This is a genomic window from Streptomyces sp. NPDC056222, assembly GCF_042264065.1.
Classification (GTDB): domain Bacteria; phylum Actinomycetota; class Actinomycetes; order Streptomycetales; family Streptomycetaceae; genus Streptomyces.
Genome location: NZ_JBHJTL010000030.1, coordinates 12,794 through 27,260, shown reverse-complemented (window position 1 = coordinate 27,260; position 14,467 = coordinate 12,794). Strand labels below are relative to the sequence as shown.

12 protein-coding genes are annotated in these 14,467 nt (G+C 71.3%); 4 read left to right on the top strand and 8 right to left on the bottom strand.

All coding sequences use genetic code 11. The features are described 5' to 3' along the window. Positions 1-7: 7 nt before the first annotated feature. Positions 8-1,897, bottom strand: a complete 1,890-nt coding sequence (locus tag ACFC0D_RS16620; RefSeq protein ID WP_376435738.1) for an ATP-binding protein — start codon at positions 1,895-1,897, stop codon at positions 8-10. Between the two features lie 585 nt (positions 1,898-2,482). Here ACFC0D_RS16620 and ACFC0D_RS16615 point away from each other — a divergent pair. After that, positions 2,483-3,814: a flavin-containing monooxygenase gene (locus ACFC0D_RS16615; protein ID WP_376435736.1), complete on the top strand. Its 1,332-nt coding sequence runs from the start codon at positions 2,483-2,485 to the stop codon at positions 3,812-3,814. A gap of 16 nt (positions 3,815-3,830) precedes the next feature. Here the strand turns inward: ACFC0D_RS16615 and ACFC0D_RS16610 are convergent, their stop codons facing one another. The 7 genes from ACFC0D_RS16610 to ACFC0D_RS16580 all read right to left on the bottom strand — a co-directional run bounded on the left by ACFC0D_RS16610 (position 3,831) and on the right by ACFC0D_RS16580 (position 11,103). Next, positions 3,831-4,964 (bottom strand): tryptophan dimethylallyltransferase family protein, encoded by a 1,134-nt coding sequence (locus ACFC0D_RS16610; protein ID WP_376435733.1) that lies wholly within the window; start codon positions 4,962-4,964, stop codon positions 3,831-3,833. Between the two features lie 197 nt (positions 4,965-5,161). Beyond that, positions 5,162-6,514: a cytochrome P450 gene (locus tag ACFC0D_RS16605; protein WP_376435730.1), complete on the bottom strand. Its 1,353-nt coding sequence runs from the start codon at positions 6,512-6,514 to the stop codon at positions 5,162-5,164. 9 nt (positions 6,515-6,523) lie between these two features. Beyond that, the gene (locus tag ACFC0D_RS16600; RefSeq protein ID WP_329113627.1) at positions 6,524-7,117 is read right to left on the bottom strand and encodes an ATP/GTP-binding protein; all 594 of its coding nucleotides are present in this window, start codon (positions 7,115-7,117) and stop codon (positions 6,524-6,526) included. Continuing rightward, positions 7,092-7,469, bottom strand: a complete 378-nt coding sequence (locus ACFC0D_RS16595) for a DUF742 domain-containing protein (protein WP_376435728.1) — start codon at positions 7,467-7,469, stop codon at positions 7,092-7,094. The genes ACFC0D_RS16600 and ACFC0D_RS16595 overlap by 26 nt, the downstream gene beginning before the upstream one ends. After that, on the bottom strand, positions 7,466-7,867 hold the full coding sequence (locus ACFC0D_RS16590) for a roadblock/LC7 domain-containing protein (RefSeq protein WP_329113631.1): 402 nt from the start codon (positions 7,865-7,867) through the stop codon (positions 7,466-7,468). Before ACFC0D_RS16590 ends, ACFC0D_RS16595 begins: the two co-directional genes overlap by 4 nt. Beyond that, positions 7,864-9,030, bottom strand: coding sequence for an ATP-binding protein (locus tag ACFC0D_RS16585; RefSeq protein WP_376435724.1), 1,167 nt, complete (start codon positions 9,028-9,030; stop codon positions 7,864-7,866). Before ACFC0D_RS16585 ends, ACFC0D_RS16590 begins: the two co-directional genes overlap by 4 nt. Before the next feature lie 843 nt (positions 9,031-9,873). Then, positions 9,874-11,103 (bottom strand): MBL fold metallo-hydrolase, encoded by a 1,230-nt coding sequence (locus ACFC0D_RS16580; RefSeq protein ID WP_376435720.1) that lies wholly within the window; start codon positions 11,101-11,103, stop codon positions 9,874-9,876. A gap of 88 nt (positions 11,104-11,191) precedes the next feature. Between ACFC0D_RS16580 and ACFC0D_RS16575 the strand changes: the two genes are divergently transcribed. From ACFC0D_RS16575 to ACFC0D_RS16565, 3 genes are all read left to right on the top strand, one after another. Next, complete coding sequence (locus ACFC0D_RS16575; protein ID WP_376435718.1) at positions 11,192-12,370, top strand: Glu/Leu/Phe/Val dehydrogenase dimerization domain-containing protein; 1,179 nt, start codon at positions 11,192-11,194, stop codon at positions 12,368-12,370. A 110-nt stretch (positions 12,371-12,480) separates the two neighbouring features. Beyond that, positions 12,481-13,116, top strand: a complete 636-nt coding sequence (locus tag ACFC0D_RS16570; protein WP_376435716.1) for a TetR/AcrR family transcriptional regulator — start codon at positions 12,481-12,483, stop codon at positions 13,114-13,116. Between the two features lie 98 nt (positions 13,117-13,214). Then, a complete protein-coding gene (locus ACFC0D_RS16565; RefSeq protein ID WP_376435713.1) occupies positions 13,215-14,312 on the top strand; it encodes a hypothetical protein in 1,098 nt (365 codons plus the stop codon). Positions 14,313-14,467: the final 155 nt, after the last annotated feature.

The window sequence follows — 14,467 nt, the reverse complement described above, 5'->3', positions numbered from 1 at the left end:
GGTGCATCTACTCCTTGTGCGCGTCACCGGGACGCAGCGATTCATGGGCTGGGGGCTGGGATTCGGCGAGTCCGATACCGCGCTGGAAGGCGGCCATCAGACCCGGGTCGTGCAAGGCGTGCTCCTCGGGCGGGCGGGCGGCGGGCTCGTCGCGCAACTGCGGGACGATGTGTTCCTGCGCGCGCCGCTTGGGGAGGAGAGGTCGGCCGGGCGCTTCCGCGCGCGGGGCCGGGGGGATCGTCCCGGGGTTGGCACGCCCGGCGTGATCTCCCCGTACGGGGAGGGGAGTTCCGTCGTGCGCCGGGGCGGCGGCCGGGACGGGCGCGCCCGCGTTCGGCTGCCGGAGCGGGATCGCCGGTGCGGAGGTGGTGTACGTCAGCGGCCGGTGCGGCGGTTCGGCCGCGGGCTCCGGCGCGTGGGCAGGCGTCCGTACGGGAGTGTGCGCGGACGCGTGGACGGGCGCGGGCGTCTGCGGGTGTACGGGTGCCGGTGCGGGCGTTCCGTTGCCGTGCGTCCCGGTCGGGACCGGGGCGGCGGCGGGGGCAGCGTGGACCGAGGGAGCCGCGGCTTGCTGAGGCATCTGCGGCGCGTGGGAGGGCCGGCTCGCGGGGATCGCTCCCGGCTGGTTCTCGGCCCGTGCGAGACCCTCGGGGTCGGCGCCGAGCAGGCCCTGCGGCAGCACGAGGACGGCCTGGATGCCACCGTAGATGTTCGTCTGGAGGCGGACCGCGATGCCGTGGCGGCGGGCGAGCGCGGAGACGACGAAGAGGCCGATGCGGCCGTCCTGGAGCAGATGGGCGACGTTGACCTGGTCGGGGTCTGCGAGCAGGGCGTTCATCTTGTTCTGCTCGGTGACCGGCATGCCCAGGCCGCGGTCCTCGACCTCGATGGCGAGGCCGGCCGTGACGTACTGGGCGCGCAGCAGCACCGTGGTGTGCGGGGCGGAGAACAGCGTCGCGTTCTCGACCAGTTCGGCGAGCAGGTGGATGACGTCGGCCACGGCATGGCCCCGCAGCGTACCGTCGATCGGCGGCACGAGCTTCACGCGCGGGTACTGCTCGACCTCGGCGATGGAGGAGCGCAGGACCTCGGTCATGGTGACCGGATTCGACCACTGGCGGCGGGAGATGGCGCCGCCGAGCACGGCGAGGTTCTCCGCGTGGCGGCGGATGCGGGTCGCCAGGTGGTCGACGTGGAACAGGCCCTTGAGCAGCTCGGGGTCCTCGACCTCGTTCTCCAGCTCGTCCAGGAGCTGGATCTCGCGGTGGACGAGGGACTGGAGGCGGCGGGCGAGGTTGACGAAGACCTCGACCTTCTGCTCGTTGCCGACGCTGCTGGAGAGCCGGGAGGCCTGCACCACGGCGGCCACGGCGGCCTCGTGGGAGCGGGTCAGCTCCTGGGCGAGCAGGTCGAACTCGTCGCCCGACGCCACGGCCGGCGGGACGGCCGGGCGGGACGGGGGGCCGTCGCCACGACGCAGCTGCTCGACGACCGCACGCAGCTCGCTCTGGCCGCGGGCGCTGGAGCGGCGCAGGGCGTTGCAGCGGTCGAGCACGGACTTGGCCGCCCGGTCCGCACCGAGCGCGGCCGCGGTCACGGAGGCGACCGTGAGGGCGGCGGCTCCGGTCAGCGCGGCCCAGAGGCCGGCGGTGGGGCCGGCCCCGGTGGAGCGGATGGTGAAGATGACGGCCGCTGCGCCACCGAGTGCCACGGCGACGGCCGGAAGCACGGAGGTGCGCAGGAGTTGCGAGCGTATACGGGCCTCCGGCGGAGGCGGCACGGAATTCTGCACGGGGTTGGGAGCCCCCGCGCCGGGAGCGGAACGGGCGCCTGACCGGCCGTGCCGCCCGCCCTCGCGGCGTTCGGACCGCGCGGCGGGTGCGCGAAGTTGAGACATGAGTGTCCTTGGTACGTGCCCAGGAATCGGTGTACTTCTCTGTCACTACGGGGGTGTGCACTACGTGGATGTGATGAGCCTACCGATGATCACCAAGCACACACTGTAGTCGTCAACCGTTCATGTGCGGTGCGCAGTTGGCAAACTTACCCGTAGAGCGCCGCACTCTGGTATCACCCTTCGCACGACCGGCCGATAATGTGTGGCCGGAACCCGACAGGGCCCCCGGAAACGCTGGAGCGGAAGAGAGTTCAGGACCGTACACACCGAAGAACTCGGCGGAAACGAACCTTGACCGGAATCCGCAGATGGGAGCCGATATCGGAAGCGGGCACGCGCCCCGGCCGAATCCATGGGCCACTTTTCGGCCAGGCCGACGTTCCTCGAATTCGCGTTCGCATCCTTTCCGTTCGCGCGAACGCGGTCGTCGGCGATGTGACTGTCCGTACGACCGGAACCACCTCACCCACCTGCGGGGAGCTTGATCGGTATCGTGAGGCCCCGGGCTCCTGCGCGGAGAAGGCTGATGCACCGGTCGCGGTCAACGTCCGGTGCGAGGACGGATGGTGTTCTGTGGAGGGTTCCTTGGGCCTGTCACATGCCGTGCCCACTGCGGCGACCGTGTGTGTCATCGGCGCGGGCCTGTCCGGGCTGGCGACCGCACACGCGCTCGCGGCCAGGGGAATCGACTTCGCGTGCCTGGAGAAGTCACCGGACGTCGGAGGGATCTGGCGTCGGCCCGGGGCCGGCGAACGGGGCCCGGCCTATGCGTCGCTGCATCTGAACACCGCCAAACAGCTCACCGGCTACTCGGACTTCCCGATGCCGGACGAGCTGCCCCTCTACCCCAGGCACAGCGACGTCGCCGCCTATCTGCGGGCCTTCGCGGAGTGGGCCGGACTCCTGCCCCGCATCGAGCTGCGTACGGAAGTGGTCTCCGTACGGCAGGACGCGGACGGCGGCTGGACGGTCGTCAGTCGCGACGCGCACGGAGAGGTGACGGAACGGCGCTTCGAGCACGTGATCGTCGCCTCGGGCCACAACACGGTGGCGGCGCTGCCGGATTCACTGCCTCCCGGTTCCGGCTCCTTCGCCGGAACGATTCTCCACTCGATGGACTACGGCGACGGCAGCGACTTCGCCGGGCAGCGCGTGGTCGTGGTCGGGATGGGGGCGTCCGGCGTGGACATCGCCACGGACCTCTCCCGGCACGCCGAGCAGACCGTGCTCTCCGTCCGCAGGGGGCTGCACATCGTGCCCAAGCAGCTCTTCGGCATGTCCGTGGACCTGATCGCCGACGCGTCGTGGTTCAACGACATGCCCTTCGACGAGCGGCGGCACTTCGTCGAGCAGGCCCTGTTCGTGGCGCGGGGCAAGCTGTCGGACTACGGCCTCCCCGAGCCCGACCACCCCGTCTTCTCCTCGGCCGTGACCATCTCGGACGAGATCCTCAGCCGAATACGGCACGGCGGGGTGATCCCGAGGCCCGCGATCGCTTCCCTGGACGGCAGCACCGTGACCTTCACCGACGGAACCACGGTGGAGGCGGACGCGATCGTCTACTGCACCGGCTTCCGTATGGCCTTCCCCTTCCTTCCCGCCGGATGCCCTGCGGATCCCCGGCAGGGCGCCGTCGAGCTGTACAAGCGGGTGGTCGCCCCCGACCGGCCCGGCCTGCACTTCGTCGGTCTGATACGTCCCGTGGGCTCGATCACGCGCCTCGTGGAGGCCCAGGCCCAGTGGGTGGCGCGGATCGTCGACGGCGACGTCGCCCTGCCGTCCGCGGATGTCATGCGCAAGGAGATCAGCACGTACCTGAGTGGTATCGAGGAGCGCTACGGGCGGTCCGAGGGTTCCTCGATCCAGGTGGACGTCGGCCCCTACCTGCGGGAGCTGCGCGAGTTGCAGGACGCCTGACCCCGGGCGAGGAACCTCATGAGTGGACGGCTTCCGGCCGGGGAGCCGGTACGGCCACGGTGGCCGGCGGCCTCACCTCGTACGCCTCCGAGGAGATGTACGCGTTCATCCGCGGCGCCCGGCCCTGCTGATGGACGAGGCCCAGGTACGCGATGAGCCCCACGCCGTCCTGAAGCCGGCGCGAAGTGACGGCGGACAGTGCCCGGACGAGCGGAGCCGGGTCCATGCCGTGGCGGCGGAGCACGGCCACCGCCCGGTCGAGGGCCTCACCGTCGTGGCGGGCGTAGTCGCGGACCGGGATGTGCAGGGTGAACCCGCTCGGCAGGCCGGTCCGGCTCTCGGTGAAGGCGTGGCAGCTCAGGCCCGGCCTGCGGTCGAGTGGCACATCCGGGTGATCGAAGCCGTCGACGTCGATGTCGTGTCCTGCCGCCGTGCGGAAGAACCGCTTGATCTCCTTCCGTCGCGGGCCGCCGTCCACGCGGGACAGTCCGGCCGCGTCCGCTGCCGACAAGTCCTGGTGCACGAGGTAGACCTTCACCCGGGGTTCTTCCCAGTCGCCCAGATCCAGGGCGAAGAACAGATGGCGATCGCCCTCGGGCAGCGCCGCGAACGCCCGGCGGTGGCCGAGCCGGCGCAGCGCCTCACGCACCGTGTCGGCGGAACGTTCCTGCCCGGACGCCGCGGGGTTCAGATACACCTTGGCCCTGGGGACCCCGCCGGGGACCAGCTCCAGCGCGCACCAGAGCGCCAGCGGACCTTCGGGCTCGGGAGGGAAGAACAGGTCCTCGAGCTCGTCCAGCCGCCTGGTGTCGAATCCCCATCGCCGCGCCATCTCACGGACCACCCGCAGTCCGACGCGCCCGTTCTCCGCCAGGCTGCCGGCGCCGTACCCAGGCTCCAGCAGCACCCGCAGCGTCGGGTCCGCGTCCGGGACGAAAGCGAGCGAGAACTCCACCGGCGTGTGGTCGTCGGAGAGGAAGGACTGCTCGGGCGGCAGGTCGAGCGGCCGCTCGGCGGCGGGGCCCAGCACGGTGAGCAGCGTCCGGGCGTACTCCGTGGAGTCGGCCCCGCTCAACCCCACGGCCTCGCACAGCCGCAGGACCTGTCTCGCCGCGTGACCGCCGAGCGTCTCCGTATTGCGCCTGAGCACCCAAGAAGATACCCGCCCGGATGGGCGGGTATCGAGGGGGCCGAAGTCGAGGGGACCTCGCATGAAACCGGCGTCGGTGGATATGTGCTCCACGACACCTCCTTAGCCTCGTAAGCACGCCAGAACAACGCGGTGCTCACTACCCCCATGGCTGATCGTTCATGCGGTGGCGGGAAAGCCAGGGGGAGTTGCGTCTGTCACTTCGCCAGCCAGTTGAGGAACTGGCTCCACATTCCCCCGCGTTCGCGCTTGCGGCCCGCCTCGGGCGGCTGCGGTTGCGCGGACGCCTCCGGACGTGCCTGCGCGCCGGTCCGGCGCACGGTCTCGACCGCGGTGAACCGCGCGGGCAGCGTGGTGAGTCCCCGGTTGAACGGGCCAGGGCGCCAGACGAGGCTGTCCTCCGGCACGGACAGTTCGACGTCGGGGAGCTGGTTGAGCAGGCTCTCGATGGCGGTGACGGTGATCTGCCGGGCAGGCTCCTTGGACGGGCAGGCGTGGGGGCCCGCGCTCCATGCCAGGTGGGACCGGTTGCTGCCGGCCTGGCGTGCGGCGGACAGCTTCGGCCCCGAGTTGGCGGCCGCGAAACTGACCATCACGAGATCGCCCGCCCGGAACTTGTGACCGGCGAACTCCATGTCGGCCGCCGGGTAGTGAGCCGCGTAGTTGGCCATCGGCGGGTTGTCCCACAGGGTGTCGTCGAGGGCCTCGTCGATCAGGCCGCCGCCGTCGGCGTACCGGTCGTGAGTGAGCAGCCGGTGAAGGGTGTTGCCGATGAGGTTGCCCAGGGGGTCGGTGCCGGCACCCAGGAGCAGGGCGACCTGATGGATCATCTCCTCGTCGGTCAGCTTCGCCTGATGCTGCATCAGCCACGAGGTGACGTCCTCGCCAGGCCTGGCACGCTTGAGCGCCACCAGCTCACCGACGGCGCCGAACAGGACCTCGACCGCCCGTTCGGCGTTGATGCCGTCGAACATGCCGGTGATGCCGAACAGCACCCGGTCACCGATGTCGGCGGGGCAGCCGAAGAGTTCGTTGAACACGAACAGCGGCAGCTGCCTGGCGTAGTCACCGAGCAGGTCGGCGGAGCCACGCGCGCCGAACTGCGAGATGAGGTACTCGGAGACCTGCTCGATGGTCCGGGTCAGCTTGCGCGCGTCGACGCGGGCCATGCTGTCCGTGATCGCCTGGCGCAGCCGCAGGTGCTCGGCCCCGTCGCTGAACATGCTGTTGGGCCGGTACGCCAGCGCGGGCACGACCGGGTTGTCCGGGCTGATCAGCCCTTCGGCGAGGTCCCGCCAGCGGCGTGCGTCCTTGCGGAAGGAGCCGGAGTCCTGCAGCAGTTGGAGCGCCGTCGCGTAATCGGTGACGAGCGTGGCCTCCACCCCCGGAGCGAGCTCCACGGGTGCGGTCGGGCCGAAGTGCCGCAGATAGGAGTAGTACGCCTGCGGATCGGCCGCGAACTCCGGCCCGTACAGCGGCACCCGGCCGCCGACGCTGTGGGCGGGGCACCCCGGCGGGGGGACGGGGGCGGCCGTGGGTTGAGCGTCCATGTCTGCTTCCTAGTGAGCGCGGTCCAGCAGATGCCGGACGAGTGTGATCAGCGCGTCGGCGGACGACTGCTCGTCGCGCGCGTCGCAGGTGACGACCGGGGTGTCGTCGAGCAGGTCGAGCGCTTCGCGCAGCGCCCGTACCTCTCGATCCGCCGTGCCGTCGAATCGGTTGACTGCGATCGCGTAGTCGAGACCGTACTGCTCGATCAGGTCGATCACGGCGAAGGAGTCCGCCAGCCGCTCGGGGTCGACCAGCACCAGCGCTCCGAGCGCGCCGCGCGCCATGTCCTCCCACATCTGCACGAAACGCTGCTGGCCGGGCGTTCCGAAGAGATACAGCACGACACGGTCGCTGATGGTCAGTCGGCCGAAGTCCATGGCCACCGTGGTGGTGGTCTTGCTCCGGACGCCCTTGAGGTCGTCGAACGACTCGCCCGCGCGCGTCATCGTCTCCTCGGTGGACAGCGGAGGGATCTCCGAGATCGCACCGATGAAGGTGGTCTTGCCGACGGCGAAGTGACCGACGACGAGGATCTTCACCGCGATCTGCGTCGCTCCGCCGCGGACGTACGCCTGCTCACCCAAACTTGGTGCGTAGTCCATTCAGCACCTCCTCGAGGATGTCTCGGTCCGCGAGCGCGGCACGCTGCACGGGCGGGCGGGTGATGAGGTAGCCGCCCTCGGTGAGCGCGGAGAGAAGGATCTTCACCACACCCATGGGCAGCCGCGTGTGCCCCGCGATCTCGGCGACCGAGAGATAGCCGGCGGTGCACAGGTCCAACAGGCCCTGCTCCTCGGGAGACAGCCGCGTCGGACGCTGCTCCTCGTCGCCTGCCGCGGTGACCAGGGTGATCAGGGACAGCTGCTGCTCGTCGGGCAGGCCGCGTCCCTTGGTGATGACGTACGGACGCACTAATTCCGCGGCCTCGGGCTCCAGCTCTCCGAAGCCGCTCATGAGCGGACGCCGAGGTTCTCGCGCGGCGGTGTCGTCAGGGCCTTGCCCAACTGGCCGACGAGCTGCTGCATCCGGAAGGTGATGTCCTGCATGTCGACGTCCGGCGAGGCCGAGACACCGAGGTACGCGCCCTCCCCGGCGGAGATGAGGAAGACCCAGCCCCCGTCGAACTCGACCAGCGTCTGTCGCCACCGCAGCTGGCCGCCGTCGACGAAGAACCCGAGCGAGCGGCTGAGCGACTGCACGCCGCTCATCGCGGCGGCGACGGTGTCCGCGTTGTCCTTGTCGAAGTCCTTCGTCCGGGCCATCAGCAGACCGTCGGCGGAGACGAGGACCGCGTGCAGCGCCCCGGGTATCTCCAAGGCGCTGTCAAGCATCCATGACAGATCGTCGTTCACGAGATCTCATGCCCTTCGCTGCTCGCATCACGTGTGCTGCTGGTTCGATCCGCGGAGTCCGGGCGTGTGGCCCGGCCGGATTGCGTGCCTCGCTGGAAGGCCCCCATGATCGCCGCGGTCTCGGCACCGGAGCGCGTCGCCGCGGGTGCGGTCGTGCTGCCCGGGACGATGGCCATCGGCCGCTTGCGGCGGCGCTTCGGCAGTCCGTCGGCGGTCGAGGAGCCGGCCACGGCGGCTTCGGGGCCGCTCGGGTCCGTCGCGGAGACCGCGGGGACGGAGGGCGTCGGTGCCTTCTTCTCCGGCATGTTGGTGAGCAGCTCGTGCGGCAGGAGGAGAACGGCGCGGACACCTCCGTACGGAGAGCTGGAGTCCACGGACACCTCGAAGCCGAAGCGCTCGCAGAGCACACCGATCACCGCGAATCCGAACTGCGGGGGGCTGCCGAGCCCCGAGACACCGGAGACGCGCTCGCTCGAGAGGAGTTTCGCGGCCCTGGCCCGCTCCTCGTCGTTCATACCGACACCGGCGTCGTCGACGACGATGCAGATGCCCTTGGGCACGGTACGGATGTTGATCTCGACCACGGTGTCCGGGCTGGAGTAGCTGGTGGCGTTGTCGAGCAGCTCGGCGAGAGCCAGCGCCACCGGTTCGACGGAGCGACTGGTGATCGCGAAGTCGACCTGCGAAAGGATCTCCACGCGGCGGAAGTGACGGATCCTGCCCTGGGCGCTGCGGACCACGTCGTAGACCGAGGCGACGTCACGCTGTCGCCCGAGCCAGCCGTCGCACAACACCGCGATGGACTGAGCACGCCGGCCGAACTGCGAGTTCGTGTGGTCGATCTCCAGGAGGTCCTGGAGAATCACGGACTCGCCGTACTTGTTCTGCAGTCCGGAGATGACCGACTGCTGCTCGGCGGCAAGGCCCTGCAGGGTCCGCATCGCGGACTTGAGGACCGACTTGGTGGCGTCCTGGGCACGTTCCTTCTCGACCTCGACGGATTTCGAGAAGCTGATCTCCAGCTCGGTGTAATGGGCCTTGATCTCTTCGATCTCACCCCGCAGAGCCCTTGTCCCCCTGCGCTGGCGGACAATGACGGCGACTGCGCCGATGACGGCGACGAGAAGGACCCAGAGCACTGGGTTCTGTGCGTAATGCGTCATAAGACTCTCTTCAGGCGACTGACGGCCAGCTGCTGAATTCCGTCAATGCGGGTGGACCGGCGGGACCCGTCCGTGCCGGTCATTGCGCGGATGGCCACCGCGGTCGGAGATGTCGTCTTCGCCCATCCCCCGCCCCGCAAGCGCGATGATCGTATCACCGGGCAACGAACAGGTGACCGATCGTCAACAGGGGGGTACCCGGTGGGCATTGGGCAGGTTCGACGAGCGTAAGCGGAATGCGCAGGCCGGGCGGCATGGAGAGTTCACGGCCAAGCGGGGCACGCAGCGCGGGGAGTTCACGAACTTGTACGGAATGACGGGGAATTGCCATCGGGTTGCGCGGTGCGGCATGCGCGCAACGAGGTGGTTCGTGTTCCCGGGGGAGGGTCTGGGTGCCCTGGTGGGGTTCTGTCCCGGCGCGGGCCGGGTGGCGTCGACTCACGGAACCGGACGGGGCGGCTCGCCGCCGTAGGCAGGAGTGACGGTCCTACGGTCCGGCCCGTCGGGCGCGGTGCGGGCCGACGGGGATCGGTCCCGGTCGGCCGGGGCGCGGGCCGGGCGGGTGCGGGCCTGTCCGGGCCGGTGGGGGCCGGTTCTGGCTGGTGGGGATCGGGTCCCGGCCGGCGTGGACCGGCGGGGCCCGATCAGGGCCGGCCGGTCGTGGTCCGGGACCACAAGGTCCGGACCGGCCGGGTGCGGGCCGGTCGTGCCCGGTCGACGGCCGGGCGGGGACGGGGACGGTCGGGCTCGGTCCGGTCCGGGCCGGCCCGGACCTTGCCGGGGGTCGGAGCCGGTCCGAGTCCGGTAGCCGTGGGCGTTCGTCGGGCTTGTGCGCGCCCTGGGTCAGCGCTCGCCCGCGAGGTCCAGGTCTCCGCGGGCCTCCGCGGCCGGAGCCTGTCCCTTGGGGCGGCGCCAGGGGCGGGCGATCGGGACGGAGATGCCTCGCCACCACGGGTCGGCGGGGAGCTTTCCGGAAGGCTCGAAGGGCTCGCCCGGGCGGGGGGACGCGACGGCCTGTCCGGCCTCCGCACCGGCGTCGCTCGTCCACTCGCCGGGCTCCGCCCAGGCGTGCAGGGCCAGGTTGAAGGTGCCCCAGTGGATCGGCAGCAGCACGCCGTGCGGACGGCCGCCCTGGAGGTCGAGATGCGCCTGCACGCCCTCGGCGGGCGTCATGTGGATGTCGGGCCAGTACTCGGTGGAGTACGCCCCGATCTGGATCATGGTCGCGTCGAAGGGGCCGTGTACGGCACCGATCTCGGAGAAGCCCGGGAAGTAGCCCGTGTCACCGCTGTGGAAGATCCGGTGGTCGGGGCCCGAGACGACCCAGGACGCCCAGAGGGTGTGCTGGGTGTTGCGCAGACCCCGGCCGCAGAAGTGGCGCGCGGGGGTCGCGGTGAGCCGGAGCTCGCCGATCTCGGTGGACTCGTTCCAGTCGAGCTCGCGCAGACGCGACGGAGACACGCCCCAGCGCTCCAGATGGGCTCCGACGCCCAGCGGGACCGCGAAGACCGTGTCCGTGGAGGCCAGGGCCTTGATCGTGGGCAGATCGAGGTGGTCGTAGTGATCGTGGGAGATCACGACGACGTCGACAGGGCCGAGCGCCGCGAGCGGCAGCGGCACGGGGTGCAGCCGCTTCGGTCCGGCGAAGCTGTAGGGCGAGCAGCGGTCGCCCCAGACCGGGTCGAAGAGCACCCGCCGGCCGTCGATCTCGGCGAGGACGCTGGAGTGCCCCATCCAGGTGAGGCGGAGCCCCGAGGCCGGGGGCTTGGCGAGGTCGGCCAGGGTGGTGGGGTGCACGGGGATCGTGCCGATGGGGGCGCGGCGCGCCCGCGCTTCCTTCTGGAAGTAGATCTTGGCGAACTCGACGGTGGAACCGGAGGGCCGGGTCCGGGCGGCCACCGGGTTCTGGAAGACCCCGTCCGCGAAGTTCGGCGAGCGCCGGATGCGCTCCCAGCGCTCCCCGGCCGGGTCGGCGCCGAAGGCCTCGGGCCGCAGGGCGCGCAGGCGGGCCCGCAGCGAGTGGTCGGAGCCGGTGCCGGTCACGAGGCCTCCTGATGGTCGGTGTCGTTCCATTATGGGCAACCCGCGCCGCTTACGGCCGGGCCAATGGGTGATACTGAATCGCCGTTCAGTAACGCTGGCCGAACTCCGGAGTATTCCCATGAGCCCCGCACCCCTGCTGTCCATCGGCTGGACCGATCACGTGACCGGCCGCCGCGGCCATCTGGTCGTCGACCGGCTGGTGCGCGGCGTGGCCAGCGGCGGGCTGCGGATGCGCGAGGGGTGCACGGCCGAGGAGGTCGCCGGACTCGCCAGGGGCATGACCATGAAGGAGGCCCTGCACTACGACCCGACCAGCCGGTACGTCCCGCTGGGCGGCGCCAAGGGCGGCATCGACTGCGACCCCCGCTCCCCCGAGGCGTACGGCGTACTGGTGCGGTACCTCCGGGCGATGCGGCCGTACATCGAGCGCTTCTGGACCACGGGCGAGGATCTGGGTCTGACGCAGGACCTGATCGACCGGGCGGCGGCGGAGGCGGGGCTCGTCTCCTCGATCCAGGCGGTGTACCCCCTCCTGGAGGACGAGGCGGCGGCCCGGCAGCGGCTCGCCGACGCCTTCGAGGTCGACGTGGACGGAATCGGGCTCGACGAGCTCGTGGGCGGCTGCGGCGTCGCCGAGTCGGTCCTCGTGGCCCTGGACCGTGCCGAGCGGCCGTACGCGGGCACGCGGGTCTCGATCCAGGGGTTGGGAACCATGGGCGGGGCCACCGCCCGCTTCCTGGAGCGGGCCGGACTCGTCGTGGTGGCGGTCGCCGATGTGAAGGGCACGATCGTCAACCCCGAGGGGCTCGATGTCGAGGCGCTGCTCGCGGCGCGCGACGCGCACGGGACGGTGGACCGCTCGGCGCTGCGGCCCGCGGACCGGGAGGAGTCCGGCGACGCCTGGCTGTCGGTCGACGCGGAGGTCCTGGTCCCGGCGGCCGTCTCGTACGCGATCGACGCCGAGACACAGGGGCTGATCCGCGCCCGGTGGGTCGTGGAAGCGGCCAACATGCCGGTCCTCCCCGAGGCGGAGGTGCTGCTCGCCGCGCGCGGGGTCGTGGTGCTCCCGGACGTCGTCGTCAATTCGGGCACCAACGCCTGGTGGTGGTGGACGCTCTTCGGCGACATCGGGGCGGACGCGGACGAGGCCTTCGGGTTCACCCGGCGGGCCATGCGGTCCCTGGTGGGCCGGATGCTGGACCGGGCGGAGGCGGACGGGAGTACGCCCCGTGCGGCGGCGCACGCGCTGGTGGAGGAGCGGCTGCCGGAGATCGCCGAGCGGTACGGCTGGTACTGACGGCGCCGGTACCGACGCGCTGGTGCTGACAGCGCCGGCCCTGATCGCGGCGGCGCCACGCCCCCTGTAAACGATCATGCCCGCGTCATGTGCTGTGTAGGCTGACCGACGTGGCAAGAGTGCGGTTGAGCGTGGCCGAACGGCAGGAGGAACTGCTCCGGGCCGCCGTCGAACAGATCGAGGAACGGGGCGTGGCGGCCGTCAGGATCGCCGACGTGGCCTCCGCGCTCGGCGTCAGCAACGCACTGGTGCTCTACCACTTCTCGACCAAGGAGAAGCTCGTCGCCGCGGCCTTCGCCTACGCCGCCGAGGCCGACCTCGCGCATCTTCGCCGCCTCCTCGGGCGGCGTACCACCGCCCTGCGCCGGCTGCGCGCGGCCGTCCGCTGGTACGCGCCGACGGGGCAGGCCAAGGGTTGGCGGCTGTGGATCGAGGGCTGGGCGGCCTGCCTGCGGGAACCCGCGCTGCGCGAGGTCGCCGGGGCGCTGGACCAGCAGTGGAAGGCCGCCCTGACACAGGTGATCGCCGAGGGTGCGGCGGCCGGCGAGTTCCCCTGTCCGGACCCGGCCGTGGCGGCCTGGCGGCTGACGGCCTTCCTGGACGGGCTCGCGGTGCAGATGACCTCGTACGCCGGGTCGCTCTCGCGCGCCGCCATGCTGGAGTGGGCCGACGCCGCGCTGGCCCGCGAGCTCGGCCTCCCCTCCCTGGACGGCGCCGGGGCGCCGTCCGCTCGGCCTTTGCCCTAGCGGCGGCTCGGAGCGGGAAAGGGCGCCACGCGCGCGTACGGCCCCCGAGGCGGCCGGTGCATCATCGAACGTAGGGAGACCATCGACGAGGAGCGGCGATGAGGCTGTCTTTCCTTGAGCCCCTCTACGCAGAGCCGGGCCCGTACGCCTCCGTGTACCTGGACACCTCCCGAGACGCCGAGCATCCCGAGCGGGCGATCGCGCTGCGCTGGCAGCGATTGCGCGACAGCCTGTCCCGTCAGGGCGCGGACAGGACACTGCTGAACGTACTGGAGGAGGCGGTCGGTACCGACGCGGAGGTGCCGGGGGTGCACGGGCAGGCAGTCTTCGCCGCCCACGGCACGCTCGTCCTGGACGGGGAGCTGCCGAGGCCGCCCGAGCGCGATTCCGCGCGCTACAGCACACTGCCGGACGCGATGCCCCTGGTCACCCAGCATGTTCCGGAGATCCCCTACATGGCTGTGGTCGTCCACTACCGCGGCCTTCCGACGGCCGAGACGCACGGCTGGGTGACGCTGGAGGCGGAGACCGGCACCTGGCCCACCTCCACCGTGACTCCGGGTGAGCGGCTGCACCGCAGGGTCCCGGTGGCGACCTGGCACCGCACCTCCCTCCGTCTCGGCCACCGGCTGGACGAGCAGGCGCGGCACGCCCATGCCGACGCCGTCGTCGTCGGCGGGGACGAGTGGGCGGGCAACGTGCTGGTCCGCCGTCTGCCGCGCTCCCTGCGGGACAAGGTCGTTCGCGTGGGCGGCCGGACCCCCACCGACACCGGACGTGCCCTGTTGGAGCCTCAGCTCGACGCCGTCTTCCGCGGCCACATGGCCGCGCACGACTGGGAACTGGTGCAGGTCTTCATCGGTCGGCGCGCCGCCGGCGGGCCCACGACGGAGGGGCTGGCCGCCACCGTCGCCGCCCTGCAACGCGGCCAGGTCGCGGCGTTGCTCCTGAACCGGCCGCCCGGGGCCTCACCGCGGCTCTGGGTGGGCCCTCATCCCACCCAACTCGCTCTGACAGAAGCGGAGTTGTCTTCGTTCGGCGTACGGGCCCCGCGCGAGGAACGCGCCGACGAGGCCCTCGTCCGGGCCCTCGTCGGCACCGGCGCCGAGCTGGTCGCCGTGCCCGAGAGCGAGCTGACTCTGCGCGAGGGCGTGGGCGCCCTGCTGCGGTACACCGACCCCGGGACCCCGTCCTGACACCCCTCCGGGGTGAACACGCCGCGTGCCGACCACCCGTTCGACGTCGGGGGTGCCGACCGACGACGGCCCCCCGACCGCCCCCGGCGCGGAGTTGTCGGTGCCGCTTGGTACAACTGCTCGCGTCAGCCGATCAACGCCGTCCGGTGTCTGGA

Bases quoted from the DNA above. Each gene is read 5' to 3' on its own strand.
- ACFC0D_RS16620 (WP_376435738.1), bottom strand. From the start codon at position 1,897: ATGTCTCAACTTCGCGCACCCGCCGCGCGGTCCGAACGCCGCGAGGGC.
- ACFC0D_RS16605 (WP_376435730.1), bottom strand. From the start codon at position 6,514: ATGGACGCTCAACCCACGGCCGCCCCCGTCCCCCCGCCGGGGTGCCCC.
- ACFC0D_RS16585 (WP_376435724.1), bottom strand. From the start codon at position 9,030: ATGACGCATTACGCACAGAACCCAGTGCTCTGGGTCCTTCTCGTCGCC.
- ACFC0D_RS16580 (WP_376435720.1), bottom strand. From the start codon at position 11,103: ATGGAACGACACCGACCATCAGGAGGCCTCGTGACCGGCACCGGCTCC.
- ACFC0D_RS16595 (WP_376435728.1), bottom strand. From the start codon at position 7,469: ATGAGCGGCTTCGGAGAGCTGGAGCCCGAGGCCGCGGAATTAGTGCGT.
- ACFC0D_RS16600 (WP_329113627.1), bottom strand. From the start codon at position 7,117: ATGGACTACGCACCAAGTTTGGGTGAGCAGGCGTACGTCCGCGGCGGA.
- ACFC0D_RS16575 (WP_376435718.1), top strand. From the start codon at position 11,192: ATGAGCCCCGCACCCCTGCTGTCCATCGGCTGGACCGATCACGTGACC.
- ACFC0D_RS16565 (WP_376435713.1), top strand. From the start codon at position 13,215: ATGAGGCTGTCTTTCCTTGAGCCCCTCTACGCAGAGCCGGGCCCGTAC.